The organism is Bradyrhizobium sp. WSM4874 (genome assembly GCF_055811835.1).
The window spans coordinates 74,918-95,848 of the sequence record NZ_JBVVPR010000016.1; the positions used below are offsets into that span (position 1 = coordinate 74,918).

Annotated in this window: 18 protein-coding genes; 5 read left to right on the forward strand and 13 right to left on the reverse strand. The window is 64.9% G+C overall.

The annotated features are described in order from the left end of the window. Positions 1 to 675, forward strand: coding sequence for an esterase/lipase family protein (locus AC0L3P_RS18400; protein WP_473303836.1), 675 nt, complete (start codon positions 1 to 3; stop codon positions 673 to 675). 25 nt (positions 676 to 700) lie between these two features. On the opposite strand, the gene tcuB is transcribed toward AC0L3P_RS18400, so the two are convergent. Then, on the reverse strand, positions 701 to 1,807 hold the full coding sequence (gene tcuB / locus AC0L3P_RS18405; RefSeq protein WP_473303662.1) for a tricarballylate utilization 4Fe-4S protein TcuB: 1,107 nt from the start codon (positions 1,805 to 1,807) through the stop codon (positions 701 to 703). Beyond that, on the reverse strand, positions 1,794 to 3,185 hold the full coding sequence (gene tcuA, locus AC0L3P_RS18410; RefSeq protein WP_473303664.1) for an FAD-dependent tricarballylate dehydrogenase TcuA: 1,392 nt from the start codon (positions 3,183 to 3,185) through the stop codon (positions 1,794 to 1,796). The genes tcuB and tcuA overlap by 14 nt, the downstream gene beginning before the upstream one ends. 159 nt (positions 3,186 to 3,344) lie before the next feature. On the opposite strand from tcuA, the gene AC0L3P_RS18415 reads away from it, so the two are divergent. Continuing rightward, positions 3,345 to 4,040: a GntR family transcriptional regulator gene (locus tag AC0L3P_RS18415; protein WP_473303667.1), complete on the forward strand. Its 696-nt coding sequence runs from the start codon at positions 3,345 to 3,347 to the stop codon at positions 4,038 to 4,040. Positions 4,041 to 4,053: 13 nt separating this feature from the next. Here the strand turns inward: AC0L3P_RS18415 and ybaK are convergent, their stop codons facing one another. The 8 genes from ybaK to mobB all read right to left on the reverse strand — a co-directional run bounded on the left by ybaK (position 4,054) and on the right by mobB (position 13,951). Further along, positions 4,054 to 4,527, reverse strand: a complete 474-nt coding sequence (gene ybaK / locus AC0L3P_RS18420) for a Cys-tRNA(Pro) deacylase (protein ID WP_473303669.1) — start codon at positions 4,525 to 4,527, stop codon at positions 4,054 to 4,056. 253 nt (positions 4,528 to 4,780) lie between these two features. Continuing rightward, complete coding sequence (gene fdhF, locus AC0L3P_RS18425) at positions 4,781 to 7,549, reverse strand: formate dehydrogenase subunit alpha (RefSeq protein WP_473303672.1); 2,769 nt, start codon at positions 7,547 to 7,549, stop codon at positions 4,781 to 4,783. Next, complete coding sequence (locus AC0L3P_RS18430; RefSeq protein WP_473303674.1) at positions 7,546 to 9,255, reverse strand: NADH-ubiquinone oxidoreductase-F iron-sulfur binding region domain-containing protein; 1,710 nt, start codon at positions 9,253 to 9,255, stop codon at positions 7,546 to 7,548. The genes fdhF and AC0L3P_RS18430 overlap by 4 nt, the downstream gene beginning before the upstream one ends. A 246-nt stretch (positions 9,256 to 9,501) precedes the next feature. Beyond that, entirely contained in the window at positions 9,502 to 9,777 is a 276-nt protein-coding gene (locus AC0L3P_RS18435) for a hypothetical protein (RefSeq protein WP_473303675.1), read from the reverse strand. Positions 9,778 to 9,864: 87 nt separating this feature from the next. After that, positions 9,865 to 11,520, reverse strand: a complete 1,656-nt coding sequence (locus AC0L3P_RS18440; protein ID WP_275172108.1) for an OFA family MFS transporter — start codon at positions 11,518 to 11,520, stop codon at positions 9,865 to 9,867. Positions 11,521 to 11,839: 319 nt separating this feature from the next. Further along, positions 11,840 to 12,103 (reverse strand): sulfurtransferase TusA family protein, encoded by a 264-nt coding sequence (locus AC0L3P_RS18445; RefSeq protein WP_007606513.1) that lies wholly within the window; start codon positions 12,101 to 12,103, stop codon positions 11,840 to 11,842. A 54-nt stretch (positions 12,104 to 12,157) separates the two neighbouring features. Beyond that, on the reverse strand, positions 12,158 to 13,414 hold the full coding sequence (locus tag AC0L3P_RS18450) for a molybdopterin molybdotransferase MoeA (RefSeq protein WP_473303676.1): 1,257 nt from the start codon (positions 13,412 to 13,414) through the stop codon (positions 12,158 to 12,160). Between the two features lie 9 nt (positions 13,415 to 13,423). Beyond that, positions 13,424 to 13,951 (reverse strand): molybdopterin-guanine dinucleotide biosynthesis protein B, encoded by a 528-nt coding sequence (gene mobB / locus AC0L3P_RS18455; RefSeq protein ID WP_473303677.1) that lies wholly within the window; start codon positions 13,949 to 13,951, stop codon positions 13,424 to 13,426. A 208-nt stretch (positions 13,952 to 14,159) separates the two neighbouring features. Here mobB and fdhD point away from each other — a divergent pair, with 208 nt between their 5' ends. Both fdhD and mobA read left to right on the forward strand, forming a co-directional pair. Further along, positions 14,160 to 15,050, forward strand: coding sequence for a formate dehydrogenase accessory sulfurtransferase FdhD (gene fdhD / locus AC0L3P_RS18460; protein ID WP_473303678.1), 891 nt, complete (start codon positions 14,160 to 14,162; stop codon positions 15,048 to 15,050). Beyond that, a complete protein-coding gene (gene mobA / locus AC0L3P_RS18465) occupies positions 15,037 to 15,672 on the forward strand; it encodes a molybdenum cofactor guanylyltransferase MobA (protein WP_473303680.1) in 636 nt (211 codons plus the stop codon). The genes fdhD and mobA overlap by 14 nt, the downstream gene beginning before the upstream one ends. A gap of 7 nt (positions 15,673 to 15,679) precedes the next feature. Here the strand turns inward: mobA and AC0L3P_RS18470 are convergent, their stop codons facing one another. The 3 genes from AC0L3P_RS18470 to AC0L3P_RS18480 are packed head-to-tail and all read right to left on the reverse strand — an operon-like array spanning position 15,680 to position 19,635. Continuing rightward, positions 15,680 to 17,629, reverse strand: coding sequence for a molybdopterin biosynthesis protein (locus AC0L3P_RS18470; protein WP_473303683.1), 1,950 nt, complete (start codon positions 17,627 to 17,629; stop codon positions 15,680 to 15,682). Positions 17,630 to 17,641: 12 nt separating this feature from the next. After that, the gene (locus AC0L3P_RS18475) at positions 17,642 to 18,748 is read right to left on the reverse strand and encodes a molybdopterin-binding protein (RefSeq protein WP_473303838.1); all 1,107 of its coding nucleotides are present in this window, start codon (positions 18,746 to 18,748) and stop codon (positions 17,642 to 17,644) included. A gap of 53 nt (positions 18,749 to 18,801) precedes the next feature. Then, positions 18,802 to 19,635 (reverse strand): ABC transporter substrate-binding protein, encoded by an 834-nt coding sequence (locus AC0L3P_RS18480; protein WP_473303687.1) that lies wholly within the window; start codon positions 19,633 to 19,635, stop codon positions 18,802 to 18,804. A gap of 400 nt (positions 19,636 to 20,035) precedes the next feature. Between AC0L3P_RS18480 and AC0L3P_RS18485 the strand changes: the two genes are divergently transcribed. Then, a complete protein-coding gene (locus tag AC0L3P_RS18485) occupies positions 20,036 to 20,929 on the forward strand; it encodes a substrate-binding domain-containing protein (protein ID WP_473303689.1) in 894 nt (297 codons plus the stop codon). Positions 20,930 to 20,931: the final 2 nt, after the last annotated feature.

Sequence of the window (20,931 nt, forward strand, 5' to 3'; positions counted from 1 at the left end):
ATACACGAAGCGCCTCAATCAGGCGAGGCGCGATGCCCGGGAGTGGTTCTGCTTCACGGCATCGCGCGAACCTCGGCGTCGCTGACCAGACTGCAACGGGCGCTCCGGGCCAGCGGCTTCGCAACGCGCAACATCGACTATGCCAGTCGCCGCAAGCCGATCACCGCGCTCGCGGACGATATTCACCCAGAAGTCGCCCGCTTCGCCGAACGTGATGCGCCGCTCCACTTCGTTGCGCATTCGATGGGCGGTCTGGTGGTGCGCGCCTACATCGCAAAATATCGTCCGGACCGGCTTGCCGGAGTGGTGATGCTGGGCACGCCGAACGGCGGCAGCGAGGTCGCCGATCTCCTGAGCGGATATCGCCTCTACAGCACATTCTACGGACCCGCCGGACTCGAGCTCACCACCACGTCCACCCCCCGGACCGACGCCCTGCCCGCCGTGGACTATCCCGTCGGTGTGATCGCGGGAAACCGCTTCATCGATCCCATCGCCGGTCTCATCGTTCTGCCGAAGCCAAATGACGGACGGGTCTCAGTGCAAAGCACGATGGTAGCCGGCATGGCCGACCATATCGTCGTAAAGGCGTCCCATACCGGACTTCCGCGTCACGCCGCCGCGATCGAACAGACGATCGCTTTCCTGCGCGACGGCCGCTTCCGCACCGTCTGACTCTCGTCTGACTCTCGTCTGACTCTTAAGACCCGGCTTCTCCGCGCCGCTCCTGCGCGTAACGCACCAGCGCCGCGAAGCGATAGATGCCGTGCACGAATTTGCCGTAGGGCATTGTGATGAACAGCGCGAACACTGCACCCAAATGTAGCGCCAGCAGCGGGCCCATAGCGGCGGTCTCCCGCAAGAGCAGAAGCAGCATGCCGGTGAAGCCGGCCAGGAACAGCATGGCGATGAAGCCGACATCCATGCCGTAGCGCTGCTCGTCGAGCAGTGCCGGATCGCGCCGCATCTTGGCGACGAACAGGCCGATTGGCCCGATGATCAGGCCGACCCCACCGAGCGTGCCGAGCACCACGGGCAGATCCCACCACGGATACGGCGCCTCGCGGCCGAGCAGATAGTGATACAGCGTGGCGACCGAGGTCGCGGCGAAGCAGAGCAGGAAGCCATAGAAGGTCAGGTGATGGAAAAGCTTGCGCCGGTCGGTCGGCTTGTCATCCTCATTGTAGCAACCGACGCCGCCACCATGAAGATAGCGCAGCTCACCAGCGTCGCGCATCGCCTGGAAGATCGAGTCGCCGTCCGCACGGCCGCCGATCGGCGGGCCGATGTCCCGCCAGAACGCACGCACGCTCATCACCAGCGCGAAGATCGCATAAAGGAAGGCAGCGCTGAACAACGCCGCCATCGCGTTGTGCGGCATCAACCTGTAGAACGCGCCGGGGCCGGTGTGCACGCCGAACAGCACGCTGCGGTCGTTCAGGGCCGCGAAGCCGAAGATGAAGGCAGCCATGCTGAGCGCGGCGATGATGCTGATGACGAGGCCATTGCGCGCGAAGGCACCGGACAGCGCCTGCGGCCAGGCATAGGCCGCGTAGGATTCCGCGCGCGCGATCGCCAGCGTCTGCGGGACGTTGACGTTGAATTCATGCGGCGGCGAGAACTGGCAGTCGACGTAGCATGCGCCGCAGCCATGGCAGAGATTGGCGAGATAATTGAGATCGCCGTCGGAGAAGGCGCGGCGCATCTCCATGGCGGGAAATACCGCGCAAAGGCCTTCGCAGTAACGGCAGGAATTGCAGACCGTCATCAGGCGGTCCGCTTCGTCCAGAATCCTAGTTCCGTGCATGTTTCGCCGCTTCCCGTCCTGCAATCCGCCCGAACACGCTGCCGATGGTCATGCCCATGCCGGCGGCATATCCCTTGCCGAGCACGTTGCCGGCCATGATCTCGCCGGCCGCGAACATGTTGGCCGACGGCTTGCCATCAGCCATCAGCATGCGCGCCTCCCTGGTCACACGGGTGCCGAGATAGGTGAAGGTGATGCCGGGCCGCACCGGATAAGCAAGATAGGGCGGCGCCTCGATCCGCCGCGCCCAATGCGACTTCTGCGGCGTGATGCCTTCGGTGCGGCAGTCGTCCAGGATGGTGTGATCGAAAGTGCCGGGCCGCACCGCGGCGTTGAATTCGGTGATGGTCTTTGCCAGCGCGGCCGGATCGAGCTCGAGCTTGCCGGCGAGCTCAGCCACGGTCTGCCCGGCGATCGGCGGGAACAGCGTCGGCATGAAGCTCGTGACCACGGCGGAATCGAAGATGATGTAGGCGATCTGATCGGGCTGCGCGGCCACCAGCCGGCCCCAGATCGCGTAGCGCTTCGGCCAGATGTCCTCACCCTCGTCGTAAAAGCGCTGCGCATGCTTGTTGACGACGATGCCGAACACGACCGAATCGTGCCTTGTGATGATGCCGCCGTCGAACTTCGGCGCGCGGGCATCGATCGCGACCGCATGGCACTGGGTGGGATCGCCGACCTCCTGCACGCCCTTGTCGAGCAGCATCTTCAGGATCGAGCCGCGGTTATAAGGCGTGCCGCGGATCAGGAAATTGTCCGCGGCCTCGCCCCAATATTGCTTCAGCCATTCGATGTTGGCCTCGAACCCCCCGGCCGCAGCGACCAGCGACGTCGCGCGGATCTCGGTGTCGCCCTTGATCGGTCGCTTGAGGCGGGCGGCGAGAAACATGCCGTCCTCGATCACGAGGTCGCTGACCTCGGCGTCGTATTCGACTTCGACGCCGAGCTTCTCAGCGGTGAGATAAAGTGCGTTCAGCATCGCGCGGCCGCCACCGAGAAAGAAGGAGTTGGTGCGACCGAGGCTCAGCGTGCCGCCGAGCGAGGGCTGCCAGCGCACGCCCTGCTCCACGATCCAGTTCAAAATGTCCTTGGACTCACGGATCATGTGCCGGGCCAGCACCTCGTCGGTCTGCCCGCCGGTGACGCGCAGGAGATCCTCCCAAAACTCCTCTTCGGTGTAGGGGCCGGTCAGGATTTCGGTCGCGTCGTCATGGGCGCAACGCATATTGCGGGTGTGGCGCGTGTTGCCGCCGCGATAGAATTTCGGCGCGCCTTCGAGCACCAGCACCGACGCCCCACCGCGTCGCGCGCTGATCGCCGCACACAGCGCCGCGTTGCCGCCGCCGATCACCAGCACATCGTATTTGCTGCTCATGCCGTCTGCCCGATGCGACGAAGTTGGAGACATTCTGCCTCGCCGGCGGCCTGGGTCAATCCGGCTGGGTATTGCGCACTTTTGTATACAAAGATATACAGAGATCCAGCAAGCGCCATCGCTGCATAGGCAGGATGCGCGTGGCGAGCACGAGGATGCATGGCAAGACGCCCGACCAAGGCAGGCGGCTCGATCGCGCGCGGCGGCGGCGTGGCGCTCGGCGAAGCCGTGTTCCGCTCGCTCTGCGAGGCGCTGCAGGCCGGCAGCTACCGCGCTGGCGACCGCCTGCGCGAGGAGGAGGTCGCCCAGCGGCTGAAGGTCAGCCGCACGCCGGTGCGGGAGGCTCTGGGGCGGCTTGCCGCACGCGGGTTCGTCGAACCTGCCGGCGGCCGCGGCCTGATCGTACGCAACCTCGACATCTCCGAGGTGCTCGAACTCTACGCCATGCGCGAGATCGTGGAGGGCGCCGCTGCCCGACTTGCCGCCGAGCACGCCTCGGCGCCCGAGATCGATGCACTCAGGGATATCGAGCAGGCCTTTGTCAAAGCGTCCGAAGCCGACACGGCCGGGATGACAGGAGAAATGGCAAGGCTCAACCGCGCCTTCCACGAAGCGATCTGCCGCGCCGCGCGCAACCGCTATCTCGACAACGCTTCGCGGGAATTGCAGGACTGGATCGCCCTGCTCGGTCCAACCACATTCACCGTACTAGGCCGCCCTTCGACCAGCCACGGCGAGCACCAGGCCATCATCGACGCCATCGCGGCTCGCAACGGCGGCAAAGCGGAGCAGCTCGCGCGCACGCACATCCGCGAAGCGCTGCGCTGCCGGCTGAAGCTGTTGCAAAAGCAGTAGCAGGGCGCGGCGCTCAGGCGACCAGTTCCGCGACGATCGCGCTCAACACGTCCCGGACATCGGCTGGACTGAGCCGCACCTGCAGCCCACGCTGACCGCCATTGACGTACACATAGTCATGCGCGAGCACGCTCTGCTCGATCACGGTGCGCACCGGCTTTCGCTGCCCGAATGGGCTAATGCCGCCAACCTTGTAGCCGGTGAGGCGCTCGGCCTCAGGCGGCTTCATCATCTGCGCCGATTTGCCGCTGACAGCAGCGGCCAGCTTCTTCATCGAGACTTCCTGGTCGGATGGGACGATCACGCAGACCGGCTTGCCGTCGACGAGCGCCATCAGCGTCTTCAATACGCGCGCGGGATCCTCCCCGAGTGCGGCAGCCGCCTGGAGGCCGATGCTTTCGGCATCGGGATTGTAGTCGTAAGCGTGGACGGTGAAGGCAACACTGGCGGCTATGAGCGCGTGTGTGGCTGGGGTGGCTTTGGACATTGACGATGTCTAGCACCACCATCGCGAGGAGCGAAGAGACGCGACACGGGTGCACACATGCACCACAGCCTCAGCGTCGTCCCGGCGAAGGCCGGGACCCATAACCACAGGCAGGAGTTTGGCGAAGACTCGTCGTTCGGTACGCCCACCATCCGCTAACGAGACACCTCGCGGTATGGGTCCCGGCCTTCGCCGGGACGACACCGCATATTAGGAGCCATTGTGCCGCCAAATAACTGGCGAGCGCGCAGCCCTACTCGGCCGCGTCCCGTAACTCGGCCCGCTCGGCCCGGGCCGCGCAGAACTTGAACTCCGGAATCTTGCCGAACGGATCGAGCGCCGGGTTGGTCAACAAATTCGCCGCCGCTTCCGCGTAGCAGAACGGCATGAACACCATGTTCTCCGGCACGTCGCGGTCGGACCGGACCTTTACCTCGACCGCGCCGCGGCGGGTCTCGAGCCGGATAAAATCGCCGGGCGCGAGCTTCTTCCTGTGCATGTCCTTTGGCGACATGAACGCAACCGCCTCGGGCTCGATCTGGTCGAGCACCTGCGCGCGGCGTGTCATCGAGCCGGTGTGCCAATGCTCCAGCACGCGGCCGGTCGAGAGCACCATCGGATATTCGGCGTCGGGGATCTCGTCCGGCGGGATGACATGAGCCGGCACGATCTTGCCGCGGCCGCTCGCGGTCGGGAAGCCCGTGGTGAAGATGATCTCGTTGCCGGGCTTGTCCGGATCGTCGACGGGATAGGTGACCGCGCCTTCGCGCACCAGCCGCTCCCAGGTGATGTTCTTCAGCGACGGCATCAACTCTGCCATCTCGGTGAAGACCTCGCCGGGACCGGCATAATTCCACGGCAGGCCCATGCGCTTGCCGATTTCCTGGATGATCCAGAGATCCTGCCGCGCGTCGCCCGGCGGCTTGATTACCTGGCGCGCGAGCTGCACGCGGCGATCGGTGTTGGTGAAGGAGCCTTCCTTTTCGGCAAACGCCGAGGCCGGCAGGATGACGTCGGCGTGGAACGCGGTCTCGGTGACGAAGAGATCCTGCACCACGAGATGATCGAGCATGGCAAGCGCCTGGCGCGCGTGCTGGAGATCGGGGTCGGACATCGCGGGGTTCTCGCCCTCGATATACATGCCCGTGATCTCGCCCGCATGGATCGCGTTCATGATCTCGACCACGGTCAGGCCACGCACGGGATCGAGATCCTGACCCCACAGCTTCTCGAAGGCACCCCGCATGTCGTCGCGGCCGACCGGCTGATAGTCCGGCAGGAACATCGGGATCAGACCGGCATCGGAAGCACCCTGCACGTTGTTCTGGCCGCGCAACGGATGCAGGCCGGTGCCGGGACGGCCGACCTGGCCGGTGATCAGCGCCAGCGCAATCAAGCAACGCGCATTGTCGGTGCCGTGGACATGCTGGCTGATGCCCATGCCCCAGAAGATGATCGACGATTTTGCCCGCGCATAGGTTCGCGCGACCTCACGCAGGGTCTGCGCCGGGATGCCGCAGATCGCCTCCATCTTCTCCGGCGTGAACTCCTTGATCTTCTCCTTGAGGTCCTCGAACCCCTCGGTGTAGCCGGCGATGTACTGATCGTCGGTCAGCCTTTCGGTGATGATCGTGTGGATCATCGCGTTCAGCATGGCGACGTCGGAGCCCGGCTTGAACTGCAGATGCTTGGTCGCATGGCGCGACAGCGTCTGCCGGCGCGGGTCCATCACGAACAGCTTGGCGCCGTTCTGCTTGACCGCATTCTTGATGAAGGTCGCGGCAACCGGATGGTTCACGGTCGGGTTGGCGCCGATCACGATGATGACCTCGGCGTCCATCGCAGCCGAGAACGGCGCTGACACCGCGCCCGAGCTCAGACCTTCGAACAGCGCCGCGACCGACGAGGCGTGGCACAGACGGGTGCAATGGTCGACATTGTTCGACCCGAAGCCGGTGCGCACCAGTTTCTGGAACAGATAGGCCTCTTCGTTCGAGCCCTTGGCCGAGCCGAAGCCGGCGAGCGCCTTCACGCCCTTCTCGTCGCGGATCTTGACGAGGCCCTTGGCCGCGATGTCGAGCGCTTCTTCCCAGCTCGCTTCGCGGAAATGCGTGAACGGATTGGCAGGATCGACCTGGTCGTTGGAATCCTTCTTCGCGTTCGGCAGCCGCACCAGCGGCTTGGTCAGCCGATGCGGATGGTGGATGTAGTCGAAGCCGAAACGGCCCTTGACGCAGAGACGGTTGCGGTTGGCCGGGCCGTCGCGACCCTCGGCATAGATCACCTTCTCGTCCTTGACCTCATAGGTCACCTGGCAGCCGACGCCGCAGAACGGGCAGAGCGAATCTACCTTCTTGTCGGCGTAGGTGACGCGGGTCTGCTTCTCGTCGAGCATTACGGCCGGCATCAGGGCCCCGGTCGGACAGGCCTGCACGCATTCACCGCAAGCGACGCAGGTGGACTCGCCCATGGGATCGTCGAAATCGAACACGATTTTCGAGCCGTGGCTACGATAGGCCATGCCGATGACGTCGTTGACCTGGACCTCGCGGCAAGCGCGCACGCAGAGGCCGCACTGGATGCAGGCGTCGAGATTGACGCGCATGGCCGGATGGCTGGCATCGGTCGCCCAACGCTCGGCGGCAGGGAAGCGGCTCTCGGTGACGCCCGTGGTTTCGGCCCAGTGCCAGAATTTGGATTCCGGATCATGCGAGGTCTCGCGCGCCGGTTGATCGGCAACAAGCAGCTCCATGACCATTTTTTGCGCGGAAACAGCGCGCGCGCTCTCGGTCTTCACCTTCATTCCGACCGATGGCGTGCGCTTGCAGGATGCCGCGAGCACGCGCTCGCCTTCGATCTCGACCATGCAGGCACGGCAATTACCGTCGGGGCGATAATCAGGCGCGGGCGAGTAGCACAGATGCGGAATCTCGCGGCCCTGGCGTTTTGCGACTTGCCAGATCGTCTCGCCTGCATTGGCCTCGACCTGCTTGCCGTCGAGCTCGAACGTAATCTTCGTCATTCGGCCGCTTCCTTGAACTCGTCAGGGAAATATTTGATCACGGTGGAGAGGGGGTTAGATGCCGCCTGTCCAAGCCCGCAGATCGAGGCATCGCGCATCGCCTGGCTCAATTCATCCAGGAGAGCGCGGTTCCAGACCGGTTGCTGCATCAGCAGTGCGGCCTTCTGGGTTCCGACGCGACACGGCGTGCATTGGCCGCAGCTCTCGTCTTCGAAGAACTTCATCAGGTTCAACGCGGCCGCGCGCACGCTGTCCTTTTGCGACAGGATCACGATCGCGGCCGAGCCGATGAAGCAGCCGTATTTTTCAAGCGTGCCGAAATCGAGCGGGATGTCGTCCATCGCCGCCGGCAGGATGCCGCCGGACGCACCACCCGGCAGGTACGCGTAGAACTGATGACCGTCGGCCATGCCGCCGCAATATTCCTCGATCAGCTCGCGCGCGGTGATGCCAGCAGGCGCGAGCTTCATGCCGGGATTCTTGACGCGGCCCGAGACCGAGAAACTGCGCAGGCCGTGCCGCTCGTGGCGGCCGTGGCCCTTCCACCAGTCGGGGCCCTTCTCGACGATGTCGCGCACCCACCACAAGGTCTCGATGTTGTTGATCAACGTCGGCAGGCCGAACAGGCCGACCTGGAATGGATATGGCGGCTTGTGCCTGGGCAGACCGCGTTTGCCCTCGATGCTTTCCAGCAGCGAGGATTCCTCACCGCAGATATAGGCGCCGGCGCCGCGCCGCATGTGCAGCGTCGGACCGCCCGGCGGGAGCTTTGCGATCTCGCGTTCGAGGATTTCGCGCGATGCCGGATATTCGTCGCGCAGGTAGATGTAGATATCCGAGGCCTGTACCACATGGGCGCCGATCAGCATGCCCTCGAGAAAGCGGTGCGGATCGCTTTCGAGATAGACGCGATCCTTGAACGTGCCGGGCTCGCCCTCGTCGCCGTTAATCGCCATCAGCCGCGGGCCGGGTTCACCAAGCACCGCGCGCCATTTACGTCCCGTCGGGAATCCGGCGCCGCCGAGACCGCGCAACGAGGCGTCGTCGAGTGCCTTCAGCAGGTCGTCCGTCGGTAGCTGGCCCGAGCGCAGGCGATTGAGCAGCTTGTAGCCGCCGCCGGCGACATAGGCCTCATAGCCGATATATTTGGGCAGATGCGCGTGGGTGTCGCCAGCCTTCGCGGCCGCCATGACATTGGCGACCGTCGCGTGATCGACGAAGTTGTGTCCGACTTCCGCGGCAGGCGCCGTGTCGCAGCGGCCGACGCAGGGTGCACGCACCACGCGGATGCCGGGACCGGACGCATCCTGCAAATCGGCGAGCAGCTTCTCTCCGCCGAGCATCGCGCAGGTCAGCGAATCGCAGACGCGGATCGTCAGCGGCGCGACATCGGGCTCGCCTTCCTTCACCACGTCGAAATGCGCGTAGAAGGTTGCGGTCTCGAACACTTCGGCGAACGCGAGCTTCATCTCATCGGCGAGCGCGGCGAGGTGCGCGGCCGAGATCTGGCGATACTTGTCCTGGATCAGATGCAGATATTCGATCAACAGATCGCGACGCCGCGGCCTGTCGCCGAGCAGCTGCTCCATCTCGTGCGCGGCGGTGGGATCGACCTGCCGTCCCTTGGGCGTGGATTTGGCGCGCTTCCGTCCCTGGCCGGGATGTTCGAACTCGCGAACCTTGTGAACGTCGTCGTTGCTGCTCATGGAGACGTCGCGTTCTCTTCAAATACGTGATGAGTTTAGCCGGATCGCCACAGCGATCAGTCTTCATTTCCCGACTCGATCTACGGAACCACCGGTTCGTGCGTCCCGCCGACCAAGCCAAATTCGACGCAACTCTAGTCTCTGGTATGCCAGATGCAAGACAATTTAGAGCGTCTCTAGAATGATTTAGGAGGCAGGCGGTCGCCCGCCATGCCCCTTTACGCAAGCGTCGGACGGAACCCGATCTCAGGTCCTGCTCATGCACTCTTCGATGTAGAACCAGCGGTCATCGCCGGCCAGGCCCTTGGCTTTCACGTCGGCGCGGCAGGCCTTGAGCTTCGGCTTGTTGGCTGCCCATTTCGCCTTCATGTCTTTCAGCTTCTGCATGGTGAGCTTCATCTTGCCAGGCTTGGCTTCGGTCGTTGCAGCAGGCGCCGCCGGTGTCGTTGTCGTCTGCGCGGATGCGGTATGAAGCCCAGCGACGAGCAGCACGGCCGCAAGGCAAATTCGAGTGCGAAGCATTTCAATCCCCCCTAAGTCCAATTGATGTCTAAAAGGCAACGCCTCGGGACGCTGATGATCAGCGTCCCGCTTCTGTCTCAACGGCGATCAGAAGATCTTGACCGCGCTCTCCAATGTCTTCCAGACACCCCAAAGCAGGGGAACGCCGACGAAGGCCCAGAACAGCGCCGCCTTGGCGTCAAGTCCGCCAAATCCGATGCCGTAGGAGCCGTGCGGCCCAGCGGCGGCGGCGTTGGCGCTTGCAGCCTGCAACTTGGCGACATCGGCCTCCTTCATGTGCCATTTCGAATCGACCGGCTTGATCAGATAGTTGCAGATCAGGCCCGCGATCAGCATCGCACAGAGGATGTACATGGTCGTGTTGTAGAGCTGATCGCGCGGCACGCCTGCCGCGAGCTGGAACTCGCGGATGTAGTTGACCACGACAGGGCCGATGATGCCCGCGGTGGACCAGGCCGTCAGCAGCCGGCCATGGATGGCGCCGACGAACTGGGTTCCGAACATGTCGGCGAGGTAGGCCGGCACGGTGGCGAAGCCGCCGCCATACATCGACAGGATGATGCCGAAGCCAAGCACGAACAGCAGCTTCGAACCCATCGCCGCAAAAGTCGGCGCCAGCGCGTAAAGCACGATGCCGAGGATGAAGAACGTATAGTAGGTGTTCTTGCGACCGATCTTGTCCGACAGCGATGCCCAGAAGAAGCGGCCGCCGATGTTGAACAGCGACAGTAATCCGGCGAAGCCCGCGGCGATCGCGGCGATCTGCGCCTTCTGCCCCGCATCGAGCGCGTTGAAGCCCACCTCCGGCAGGCCAATCAGCTTGCCTGCGAAGATCTCCTGGAGCATCGGCGAGGCCATGCCGATCACGCCAATGCCGGCCGAAACGTTCAGGCAGAGCACCCACCAGATCAGCCAGAATTGCGGCGTCTTGTGCGCGTCGTTGAGATGGACGTTGGCCTTCGAGATCATCGCGTTGGCCTTGGACGGCGCGGTCCAGCCCTCGGGCTGCCAGCCGGGCGGCGGCAAGCGATAGCGGAACGCGCCGATCATCATGAACACGAAGTAGATGACGCCCATCGTGACGAAGGTCTCCCAGACGCCGACCGAGGTCGGGGTCTTGAAGTAGTTCATCAAGAGGTTCGCCAGCGGCGCGCCGATCATGGCGCCGCCGCCGAAGCCCATGATGGCCATGCCGGTCGCCATGCCGCGGCGATCCGGGAACCACTTCACCAGTGTCGACACCGGCGAGATATAGCCAAGGCCGAGACCGATGCCGCCGATCACGCCGGAACCCAGCCACAACAGCCAGAGCTGATGGGTGTAAATGCCGATCGCACCGAGGAAGAGGCCGCCGCACCAGCACAGCGCCGAGACGAAGCCGGCCTTGCGCGGGCCTACGCGCTCCAGCCAGCCGCCCCAGACCGCAGCCGCGATACCGAGCAGCACGAAAAAGAGCGTGTACATCCACCCCATGCTGGCGACCTTCCAGTCGCAGCTGGTCGTGAACAGCTCCTGAAACAGCGACATCTCTGCGCACGCCTTCGGCGCGGTCACTCCGATCGCACGCGACAGCGGCAGCCAGAACACCGAGAAGCCGTAGGCCATGCCGATGCAGAGATGGATGCACAGCGCAGCCGGCGGCACCAGCCAGCGATTGAACCCGGCGGTTGCGATGGTCCGCTCGCGATCCAGAAAACCTGCGCCGGCACCCGAAAGTGTTCCAGCGCTCTCGATGGTAGACATGCATTCCTCCCCTAAAGCCGCCCTTCTGAACGGCCTGCCACGACGGTCCTGTTCCTCAGCCCTGCAGCGCAGCCTTTGTCCCTGCTGCCCCGCATAATGATCGACGCGCGCCAGGATCATCACGCGCATCCGAGACGTTTAACCCCTAACCATGGGGACTATGCCCGACGCCACGGCCGGGCTTCTTTCGACGGCCCATTTGCTCCGCGTATCGCAGGCAAGACTCGACCTCCGCATCTCGGCGGAGAACGTCAATTGGGGCAGAAGTGATGATCGATGTCGATAGACAAAAGGTAGGTATCAACCGAGTGACTGCCGGCTAAGTGGGCAGCGCACCATTGATATTTTCTATCGAGCGATCGGCCTTCTCTATCAAGAACACGATGCGCGCGTCGTTGCGCTCGGTGATCTCCACCGTGTCGCCGGTCTCTCGGATCAGGTTCGGAATGTCAATCACCGACAGCGGATCGGTGCAGTACACTTCGAGCTGATCGCCCGGCTGCAGCGGCTTCAGCGCTTTGCGCGTCTTCAGGGCGGGCAGCGGGCATTTCAGTCCGGTGAGATCGAGCGTCGTTCTGGTCATGGGCGCAACATGGCGGGAGGGGTCGATGGCGTCAACGCGAACACAACTCCGGACTCAGAGCAGATCGGCATAGGACAAGAAACCCACGCTCTGCCCGGGCTCGACACGCGTGACCTCCTCATCGAGCTCGATGAGGCCGTCGGTGTCGACCAGCGAGGACAACAGCCCTGCCCCCTCGCGTGGAAACTTGATGGCCTCGAGTGCGCCGTCCTGCGTGCGCCGCAAGGAGGCGCGAACATATTCGCGACGCCCCACCTTCTTCTTGTAGGTGAATGCCGCGCGCACCGGGATCGGCAACAGCGGCGCCGGCAGGCTGCCCGCAAGCGCCAGCACCGTCGGCCGCACCACATGCACGAAGGTGACGAAACTCGCGACGGGATTGCCCGGCAATCCGATCAGCGGCGTGCCCTCAATGATGCCCATTGCCACGGGCCGTCCCGGCTTGATCGCCATCCGCCACAACACCAGCGAGCCGATGCTCTCGACCGCCGCCTTGACGTGATCTTCTTCGCCGGTCGAGACGCCGCCGGTGGTGAGGATCAGATCGTGCGTGCCTGCGACTTGCTTTAAGCCATTCGCGAGCAACGTCCGCTCGTCGCGCAAGATGCCGAGATCGCTGACGTCGCAGCCGAGCCGGCGCAGCATCGCCATCAGCATGAAGCGATTGGAATCGAACAGCTGCGAGGCCGCGCGCGGCTCGCCGGGCGAGGCCAGTTCGTCACCGGTCGAGAATACTGCGACGCGGATGCGCCTGACGACGTCGAGCCTGACAAGGCCGAACGCCGCCGCAAGCGCGACATGTTGCGGCAGCAAGCGCTGGCCTGCGCGTAGCGCGATGTGGCCCTGGGGAATGTCCTCTCCCGCAGGGCGGACGTTCGCGCCCGGCTTCAGCCCCGGCGGCAGCACAATTCGGCCGGCGTCATCGACGCGGACATCTTCCTGCATGAAGACGGTTTCGGCCTCGGGCGGCATCGGCGCGCCGGTGAAGATGCGCGCGGTGTGGCCGGCCTTGATCGGCGCCAGTGCCAGACCTCCGGCCTGGATGCGGCCGTCGAGCGGGAGTGCCCGTTCAACGCCGTCCGGAATATCTGCGTTGCGCACGGCGTAGCCATCGACGGCGGAGTTGGTGAACGGCGGCAACGGCAGCGGCGCCGCGATATCGCGGGCCAGCACACGACCATCAGCATCGACAAGCGCCACGGTTTCGAGATCGACTATGGCGTTGACGCGCGTCGTGATCAGACCAACGGCCTCGTCGACCGACATCATCGGTCCGCCGAAGGCAAAACAATCGTCCGACAGTTGCGCCATGGTGCCTCGTCAGCGCATCGCGGCGCTTTTCGCGACCGCTTCCTCGACCGGCATCGCCGCGCTAAGCAGCAATTCCGCGGCTGCGGCGATATCGTCGAGATGGACGGTCGGCAGTCGGGTTTCAATGGCAACGTCAGCCGCGATCCCGAAAATTCCGGGATCATCGGGAAACAGCAACGGCTTGTCGTTGGCGGCGCGATGCACTTCGATCTTGCGATGCGGCTCGCGCTTGAAACCCTCGACGACGACGAGATCGACGGCCGACAATTTGCTCAACAGTTCCGGCAGACGCGGCTCCATCGCCCCGCGCAATTCGTGCATCAGGGCCCAGCGATTTGACGAAGCAACCAGCACCTCGGCCGCGCCGGCCTCGCGATGGCGCCAGGAATCCTTGCCGGGAACGTCGACGTCGAACTGGTGGTGCGCATGCTTGATGACCGAGACGCGCAAGCCAAGCGCATTGAAATGCGGGATCAGCCGCGTCAACAGCGTGGTCTTGCCCGCACCGCTCCAGCCTGCAAGGCCGATGACTTTCATTCCAGCTCCGTCTCCGCGAGCGACCCGGTCCTTGATGGAACCACTCTCTCCTCCGTCATTGCGAGCGCAGCGAAGCAATCCAGGAATGCATCCACGGCGGCAGCCTGGATTGCTTCGCTTCGCTCGCAATGACGAATAGGCGGCATTTCGTTCTCTAGCTAGCATGCTTATATCGGCTTGACCCGAAAGTCATGCTAACGTCGCGGCCATGATGAAGATCGACAAAGCCCCGGCGCCCCTGATCGTCCCCGACACCGACGACCCGCGCCTCACCGAGAGCGTGACCGGGACCGACCAGTCCGGCGCCAGGATCGAGATCAAGGTGCCGGTGGAGCGCCCGCTGACGCTCTACCTGAATTCGCAGGAGATCGTCACCATGATGACGATCGGCGACTATCCGGAATATCTGGCGCTGGGCTATTTGCTCAACCAGAACATGCTGAAGTATAGTGACGCGGTCACCGAGGTCGAATACGACGACGACCTCCAGGTGGTGGTGGTGCGCACCGAGCACCACACCAATTTCGAAGCCAAGCTGAAGAAGCGCACGCAGACTTCGGGCTGCGCGCAGGGCACCGCCTTCGGCGATCTGTTAGAGGCGGTCGAGAGCGTCGCGCTGCCGAAGGCGGAGCTGCGCACCTCCTGGCTCTACCAGATGACTCAGACCATCAACACCATGCCCTCGCTCTATCTGGAGGCCGGTGCGATCCACGGCTGCGTGCTGTGCAGGGAGGGCGAACCGCTCTGCTACACCGAGGATGTCGGCCGCCACAACGCCGTCGACAAGATCGCAGGCTGGATGTACCGCCACGGCGTCGATGCATCCGACAAGATCCTCTACACCACGGGACGGCTCACCTCCGAGATGGTGATCAAGACGGTCCGCATGGGAATTCCAATTTTGGTGTCGCGCTCCGGCTTCACCGCCTGGGGCGTCGATCTCGCCCGGCAGGTCGGCTTGACGCTGGTCGGACGCGCGCGCGGCAAACGGTTCATCGCGTTGTCCGGGGAAGAGCGCATGGTCTACGACCAGAACCTCGCTTACGTCGAGGAGGAATCGGCCAAACACAAGCGCAAGGGTGAAGGTGGTGACGATTAGCTTTCCGACCACGCAAGGCGTGCTGCTCGCCGGCGGCCTCGCGCGGCGCATGGGCGGCGGCGACAAGCCGATGCGGACCATCGGCGGGCGCACCATCCTGGAGCGGGTGATCGCACGCCTGAAGCCGCAATGCAGCGGGCTGATCCTCAACGCCAACGGCGATCCCGCCCGCTTCGCCGCGTTCGGTTTGCAGGTCGTCGCCGACGACGTGCCCGGCTTTCCCGGTCCGCTCGCCGGCATCCTTGCCGCGCTCGACTGGACCGCGGCGAACCGGCCTGAGGTGGAGTGGGTGCTCAGTGCCGCCGGCGACTGCCCGTTCCTGCCGCGCGATCTGGTCGCGCGCTTGCACGAAGAACGCCTCGCCGCGAATGCCGAGCTCGCCGTCGCGGCATCGGACGGCCAGTCGCATCCGGTGATCGGCTTGTGGCGCGTTGGTTTGCGCGACGAACTGCGTCACGCGCTGGTGGTCGAGGATCTCCGCAAGATCGACCGCTGGACTGCGCGCTACCCGCTCGCGACGGTGACGTGGCCGACCGAGCCGCTCGATCCGTTCTTCAATGCCAACACGGTCGAGGATATCGCGGAAGCCGAACGGCTGGCCGCACTGGATGCGGCGTCTTGATCAAGCTCTACGCCGGTCGGAATCCGGCGCGCTCCAGCGCGGCGCGCGCTTCGTCCGAGCCGAGCGCATCGAGAAAGGCCTGCACTGTCGGCCGCTGCTTGCGCGCTGTGACCAGCGCGAAGTCATAGTGTTCCTCCGCGAGGGGAATGAAACCGAGGCCGACCGCATGGGCGACTGGCGCAATGGTCATGCCCCAGTCGGCGCGGTGCTGTGCGACCGCCGCGGCCACCGCATTGTGCGAGCGTGGCTGGTTCCAATAGCCTTCCGGGCGCGCACCACCGAGCAAGCGATCGATCAGGATGCGCGTGCCGGCGCCCTGGCAGCGGTTGACCATGATGCAGGAGGGATCAGCGAGCGCCGCGACGACGGCTTTCTTCGCGCTGTGGCCTTCGAAACGCTTGTCTCCCTTGCGGAACACGATGCCCTGCATCCTTCGCCAGCCTGGCACGAGCTCGAGTCCTTCGACGAGGTAAGGCGTATTGTAGGTCTCGGTCTTGTCGTCGAATAGATGGATCGGCGCCAGATCGCATTCGCCGCGCCGTGCCGCCGCAAGTCCGCCGAGACTGCCGACGGCAATCGAACGCACGGTCAGGCCGGCATGCGCGAGTTGCGCCGTGACGAGATCGAGGCCGGTGCAATGGCTGCCGACGATGACGAGATCGGGCACCCGCACATGCGGCGTGAACAGCGTCACGTCGGCCTCGGTCCCGGCCGGCATCTGGTCGGCGAGCGCGTCGATGCGCAGAAAACCGTCGGCCTGCGCGAATGACGTGATCGCACCGGACCCCTTGCCGGAGGGATAGGCGATCAAGCCGTCCTTGCCTTCGACCAGCGAGACCATGACGAATTCGGTGCGGCCGAGCTCGGAAGCAATGCGCACCGGCACGGTTGCGCTCACCTTGGCATCGGAGCGCGGGGGCAGTCCGGCCATTTTGCGCAGCACCGGCACGATCATGTCGTGGAAGGTGAACATCGCCGAGGTCGGAAATCCCGGCAGGATCACCACCGGCTTGCCGTCGCACACCGCAAGGCACAGCGGCTTGCCGGGCTTGAGCGCAATGCCATGCGCGATGATGCCGGGTTGGCCGAGCCGGCTGATGATGCGATGGGACAGGTCGCCCGCGCCCTTTGACGTGCCGCCGGAGAGCACCAGCATATCGGCATCCGCCAGCGCACGGCGCATGGCGGCTTCGAGCTGGGCTTCATCGTCGGGAATGGCGCCGAGGAAAACCGCTTCACCGCCGTTCTCGTCGATCGCAGCAGTGACGATCGCGCCGTTGGTGTCGTAGATCGCAGCAGGCGCGAGCACCTCGCCCGGCTGAACCAGTTCGTCACCGGTGGAAATCACGGCAACACGAGGTTTGCGCACGACGCGCACCTCGGGAACGCCGCAAGCCGCCAGCATGCCGACCTCGCGCGAGCCGATGATCGTGCCGGCGCGCAGCAGCGCCTCGCCGCGCGCGATATCGGATCCTGCGTAGGATATGAATTGCCCGGGCGAGGCCGCGCGACGGACCTCGATCGCACCCGACCCGGCCGGCTGGGTATGCTCGACCATGACCACGGCATCGGCACCGCGCGGCAGCGGACCGCCGGTGGCAATCGCCATTGCCGTTCCCGCCGCCACTTGCAGCGCCGGGACGGTGCCGCAGTGAATGGTCTCGCCATTCAACCCGAGGCGAACCGGCGCGCCTTCGCCGGCTGTCGCAAGGTCCGCCGAGCGCACCGCAAAGCCGTCGACATTGGAACGGTCGAACGGCGGCACGTCGATCGGCGCAGTGAAGTCTTCAGCGAGCGACGCACCGAGCGCAGCACCGAGTTTGCGCGTTTCGCTCAAAAGAGCGCGCGGGAACAGCGCGGCCTCGAAGCGAGCCAGGGCCTCCTCGCGGGAAAGGATTTTGAGGAACTGTTCCTGTTCGAGCGCGCTGCGGACTTGCGATTGCGGGATCACGGTCATGCTAAACCCATATCATTCCCGCATTAGATAGGCATCGACCGGCGCGCCCGCTGCAAATCCCTCGTGACTGGCGGGAACGAGCAGCCATGCATCCGCACGGGCAATTGCCTGGAGCGGCCATTCTCCTACCGCAAGCGGCACCCACGCACGATGTTCCTCGGCCAGCAGGACCATTTCGGCGATGCCGACGCTGGATGCAATTTTTCGCGCGAGCGGCAAGTTCATCTGTCGGCGCGGCAGCCGCGCCGATAGCCGGTCTACGAGCGGCCGCACGAGCGCGAGCCAGACCGCGAGCGCATGATCCGGCGATCCGGGCAAGGCGACGACAGGAATGGTTCCGAGCCGCCCGACCGCGGCGGTGCGTCCGGGCTGGAGCGCAAGACCATGGGCGATCACGTCACCATGCTGGGCCAGCGCCGTGACCGCTGCATCCGTGCGACCGACACCGCTGCCGCCGATCGTCAGCAGGAGATCGCAGGTGGGCGCACCGAACGCCGCCGCGATCGATCCCGCATCGCGCGCGCCGGCCTCGCTCGTTTGCACATCCAGTCCTGCGGCGCGTGCGATGTCCGCGATCAGATGCATGGTTCCCGTTGCGCCTGGTACATTGACAATGCGCAGCCGCGGACGGCGCACGCGCAGTCGGTTCAGTCCGGCGGCGCGCGCGAGCAGCAGAGCGCCAGGATCGATCGGATACCCCTTTGCCGCGGCAGGCGTGCGTCCGTCGATGTCGCTTCCAGCACGCCTGACGCCCTGCCCCGGCACGCCCTCCGCCAGCACCTGGGCGAGCGGACCAGACAGTTCGACTGCGTCGGCATCGAGCACACAGTCGCATCCCGCCGGCATCGCCTCGCCGGCATCGACCCAGGCGGGCGCTGTTGCGAGAGGCAGCGGTGAATAGGAGGACGCGCCGACCAGATCATTGGCGCATAGCGCCCAGCCGTCCGCGGCAGCGACGTCGCGAGGCGGTCGGGCCGCGAGCAGCGGATTGCCGGCCGCGATACAGCCGGCCGCTTCACTCAGCGGCAACTCCACCGGCGCGAGCGGATCAAGCCCTGTCAGCAACGCAGCGAGCGCGGCGTCGAGCGGCGTCAGCGATGGCGGCAGGCGCTGGGTCATGCGCATGGTGGACCACGCATCGCCCGGTTTGGCAACCGCTGGCGATACGAACGTCAGCCGCCCGACTTGTCCGCATTGGGGAAGAACAGTTGTTGTCCGTCGACCTTGTATCGGGCGATCACCGCCTGTCCGTCGGGCGAGATCAGCCAGTCGACGAAGTCTTGCCCCAACTCCTTCTTGACGTTCGGAAACTTCGCGGGGTTCACCAGCATCACGCCGTACTGATTGAGCAGCCGCTTGTCGCCTTCGACGACGATGTCGAGATCGCCGCGTTCCCGAAAAGCGATCCAGCTGCCGCGGTCGGACAGCACATAGGCGTTCGCCGCGCGCGCTGCGTCGAGGGCGGAGGCCATGTCCTGCTTGGCTTCGCGATACCAGGCGCCCTTGGTGCGGGCGATGTCGATGCCGGCAACGATCCAGAGCGCGAGCTCAGCGGCATGCGTGCCCGAGCGGTCTCCGCGCGTCACGAACGGCGCGCCCTTGGCCTCGATCGCCTTCAGCGCGGTCGCGATGTCCTTGCCCTTGACGCCGGCGGGATCGCTCTTCGGCCCGATCAGCACATAGTCGTTGTACATCACGTCGAAGCGCTTCGCGGCAAAGCCGTCGGCAACGAATTTCTCCTCCTGCGGCCGTGCATGCATCAGCACGACGTCGACTTCGCCCCTTCGTGCCCCCTCGAGCACCTCGTCGGCGCGCCGCGCGATCACCGTCACCTCGATGCCGGTCTTGTCACGGAATATCGGCAGCAGATAGTCGAGCAGGCCGGACTCCTGCGTCGCTGAGGTCGTGACGAGCACGATCGCGCGGTCCTCCGCGGATGACGCCGCAACGCCTGCGGCGAGGCCGCAGACAAGCGCGAATGCAACAGAGAGGCGGCGGACGGCCATGATCGGGTTCCCACTGGCTAAGACGCGATCATGATGATGATCGATTGCGCCGCACTCGTGACGCGGTTGCTCGTTGCAGCGCCGGATACGAACAACAAAAGATAGAGCGCGGATCAAACCACTACCGGCGACAGACTTACCCTGCGCACCGCGCGCCGACAATTCGGGAAATCTCGGCAACGGCGGAGCGGCATGCCGATTGCAGTTGCGCACGCGACAGCCGCACAATCCGCACCACGCGAGCGATTCAGGATCGTTCACCAAAGCAGGGATCGCGCGTGAGGATGTGTTGCAAAGCAGCGAGATGATCGGGCATGGTCGTGGCGGACAAAACTTGAAATGCAGAATTCCACCTGCGTCGAACGTCAAAAAGAAGCAAGAATTTGCATAGGAATGCAGGATGGAATTCCTGACGACCAGCGAAGCCGCCGACTATCTTCGGCTCGGCGAACGCAAGCTATACGAACTCGTCACCACCGGTGCGATCCCCTGCACCAAGGTGACCGGAAAGTGGCTCTTCCCGCGGCACGAGCTCGACCTCTGGGTGCTGTCCGGACTGGCGCGTCCGGCCGGCATGCTGATCGCCGAGCCGCCGCCGGTCGTCGGCGGCAGCCAGGACGAGCTTCTGGATTGGGGTCTGCGCGAATCCGGCTCGGGGCTGGGATCGATGAGCGAGGGCAGCGCGCGCGGGCTCGAGCGCTTGCAGCGCAACGAGGTGATGGCCGTGGCAATGCACTTCCACAGCCTCGATGCCGGCGGCAATCTCGCCGCCGACGCCAATGCGACGGTCCTGCGTGACGCTCCGGACCTGCATGATGCATTGCTGGTCGCGTTCGTGCGCCGCGAGCAAGGTCTCGTGCTGCCGCCGGGCAATCCCAAGCGGCTGCGCGGCCTGTCCGACGTACTCGCGCTCGGGGCCAGGATGGCGATGCGGCAACAGGGCACGGGCGCGCAAATGCTACTGGATGTGCTGCTGAAGCGCGCCGGCGCTTCGACGCGCGATTTGCGCCGGATCGAGACGCCGGCCCTGACCGGGCCGGATCTCGCCGAGATCGTCCGCGCGGGACAAGCCGATTGCGGCATCGCGACGCGTGCGTCGGCGCGCTCGGCCGGCCTCGATTTCGTGCCTCTGGTCTGGGAGAACTTCGACCTCGCGATGCGGCAGCGCAGCTATTTCCGCCCCGCCATGCAGGGCCTGATCCGGTTCCTCAGCGAAAAGCGGTTGCTCCAGCGCGCCGAGGAGCTGACCGGCTACGATCCCTCCCCGGCCGGACAGATCCGCTTCGCCGGCTGACG

Bases quoted from the DNA above. Each gene is read 5' to 3' on its own strand.
- AC0L3P_RS18475 (WP_473303838.1), bottom strand. From the start codon at position 18,748: ATGACCCAGCGCCTGCCGCCATCGCTGACGCCGCTCGACGCCGCGCTC.
- fdhF (WP_473303672.1), bottom strand. From the start codon at position 7,549: ATGACGAAGATTACGTTCGAGCTCGACGGCAAGCAGGTCGAGGCCAAT.
- AC0L3P_RS18440 (WP_275172108.1), bottom strand. From the start codon at position 11,520: ATGTCTACCATCGAGAGCGCTGGAACACTTTCGGGTGCCGGCGCAGGT.
- ybaK (WP_473303669.1), bottom strand. From the start codon at position 4,527: ATGTCCAAAGCCACCCCAGCCACACACGCGCTCATAGCCGCCAGTGTT.
- fdhD (WP_473303678.1), top strand. From the start codon at position 14,160: ATGATGAAGATCGACAAAGCCCCGGCGCCCCTGATCGTCCCCGACACC.
- tcuA (WP_473303664.1), bottom strand. From the start codon at position 3,185: ATGAGCAGCAAATACGATGTGCTGGTGATCGGCGGCGGCAACGCGGCG.
- AC0L3P_RS18470 (WP_473303683.1), bottom strand. From the start codon at position 17,629: ATGACCGTGATCCCGCAATCGCAAGTCCGCAGCGCGCTCGAACAGGAA.
- AC0L3P_RS18485 (WP_473303689.1), top strand. From the start codon at position 20,036: ATGGAATTCCTGACGACCAGCGAAGCCGCCGACTATCTTCGGCTCGGC.
- AC0L3P_RS18430 (WP_473303674.1), bottom strand. From the start codon at position 9,255: ATGAGCAGCAACGACGACGTTCACAAGGTTCGCGAGTTCGAACATCCC.
- AC0L3P_RS18415 (WP_473303667.1), top strand. From the start codon at position 3,345: ATGGCAAGACGCCCGACCAAGGCAGGCGGCTCGATCGCGCGCGGCGGC.
- AC0L3P_RS18435 (WP_473303675.1), bottom strand. From the start codon at position 9,777: ATGCTTCGCACTCGAATTTGCCTTGCGGCCGTGCTGCTCGTCGCTGGG.
- AC0L3P_RS18450 (WP_473303676.1), bottom strand. From the start codon at position 13,414: ATGGCGCAACTGTCGGACGATTGTTTTGCCTTCGGCGGACCGATGATG.
- tcuB (WP_473303662.1), bottom strand. From the start codon at position 1,807: ATGCACGGAACTAGGATTCTGGACGAAGCGGACCGCCTGATGACGGTC.
- mobB (WP_473303677.1), bottom strand. From the start codon at position 13,951: ATGAAAGTCATCGGCCTTGCAGGCTGGAGCGGTGCGGGCAAGACCACG.
- AC0L3P_RS18445 (WP_007606513.1), bottom strand. From the start codon at position 12,103: ATGACCAGAACGACGCTCGATCTCACCGGACTGAAATGCCCGCTGCCC.
- AC0L3P_RS18480 (WP_473303687.1), bottom strand. From the start codon at position 19,635: ATGGCCGTCCGCCGCCTCTCTGTTGCATTCGCGCTTGTCTGCGGCCTC.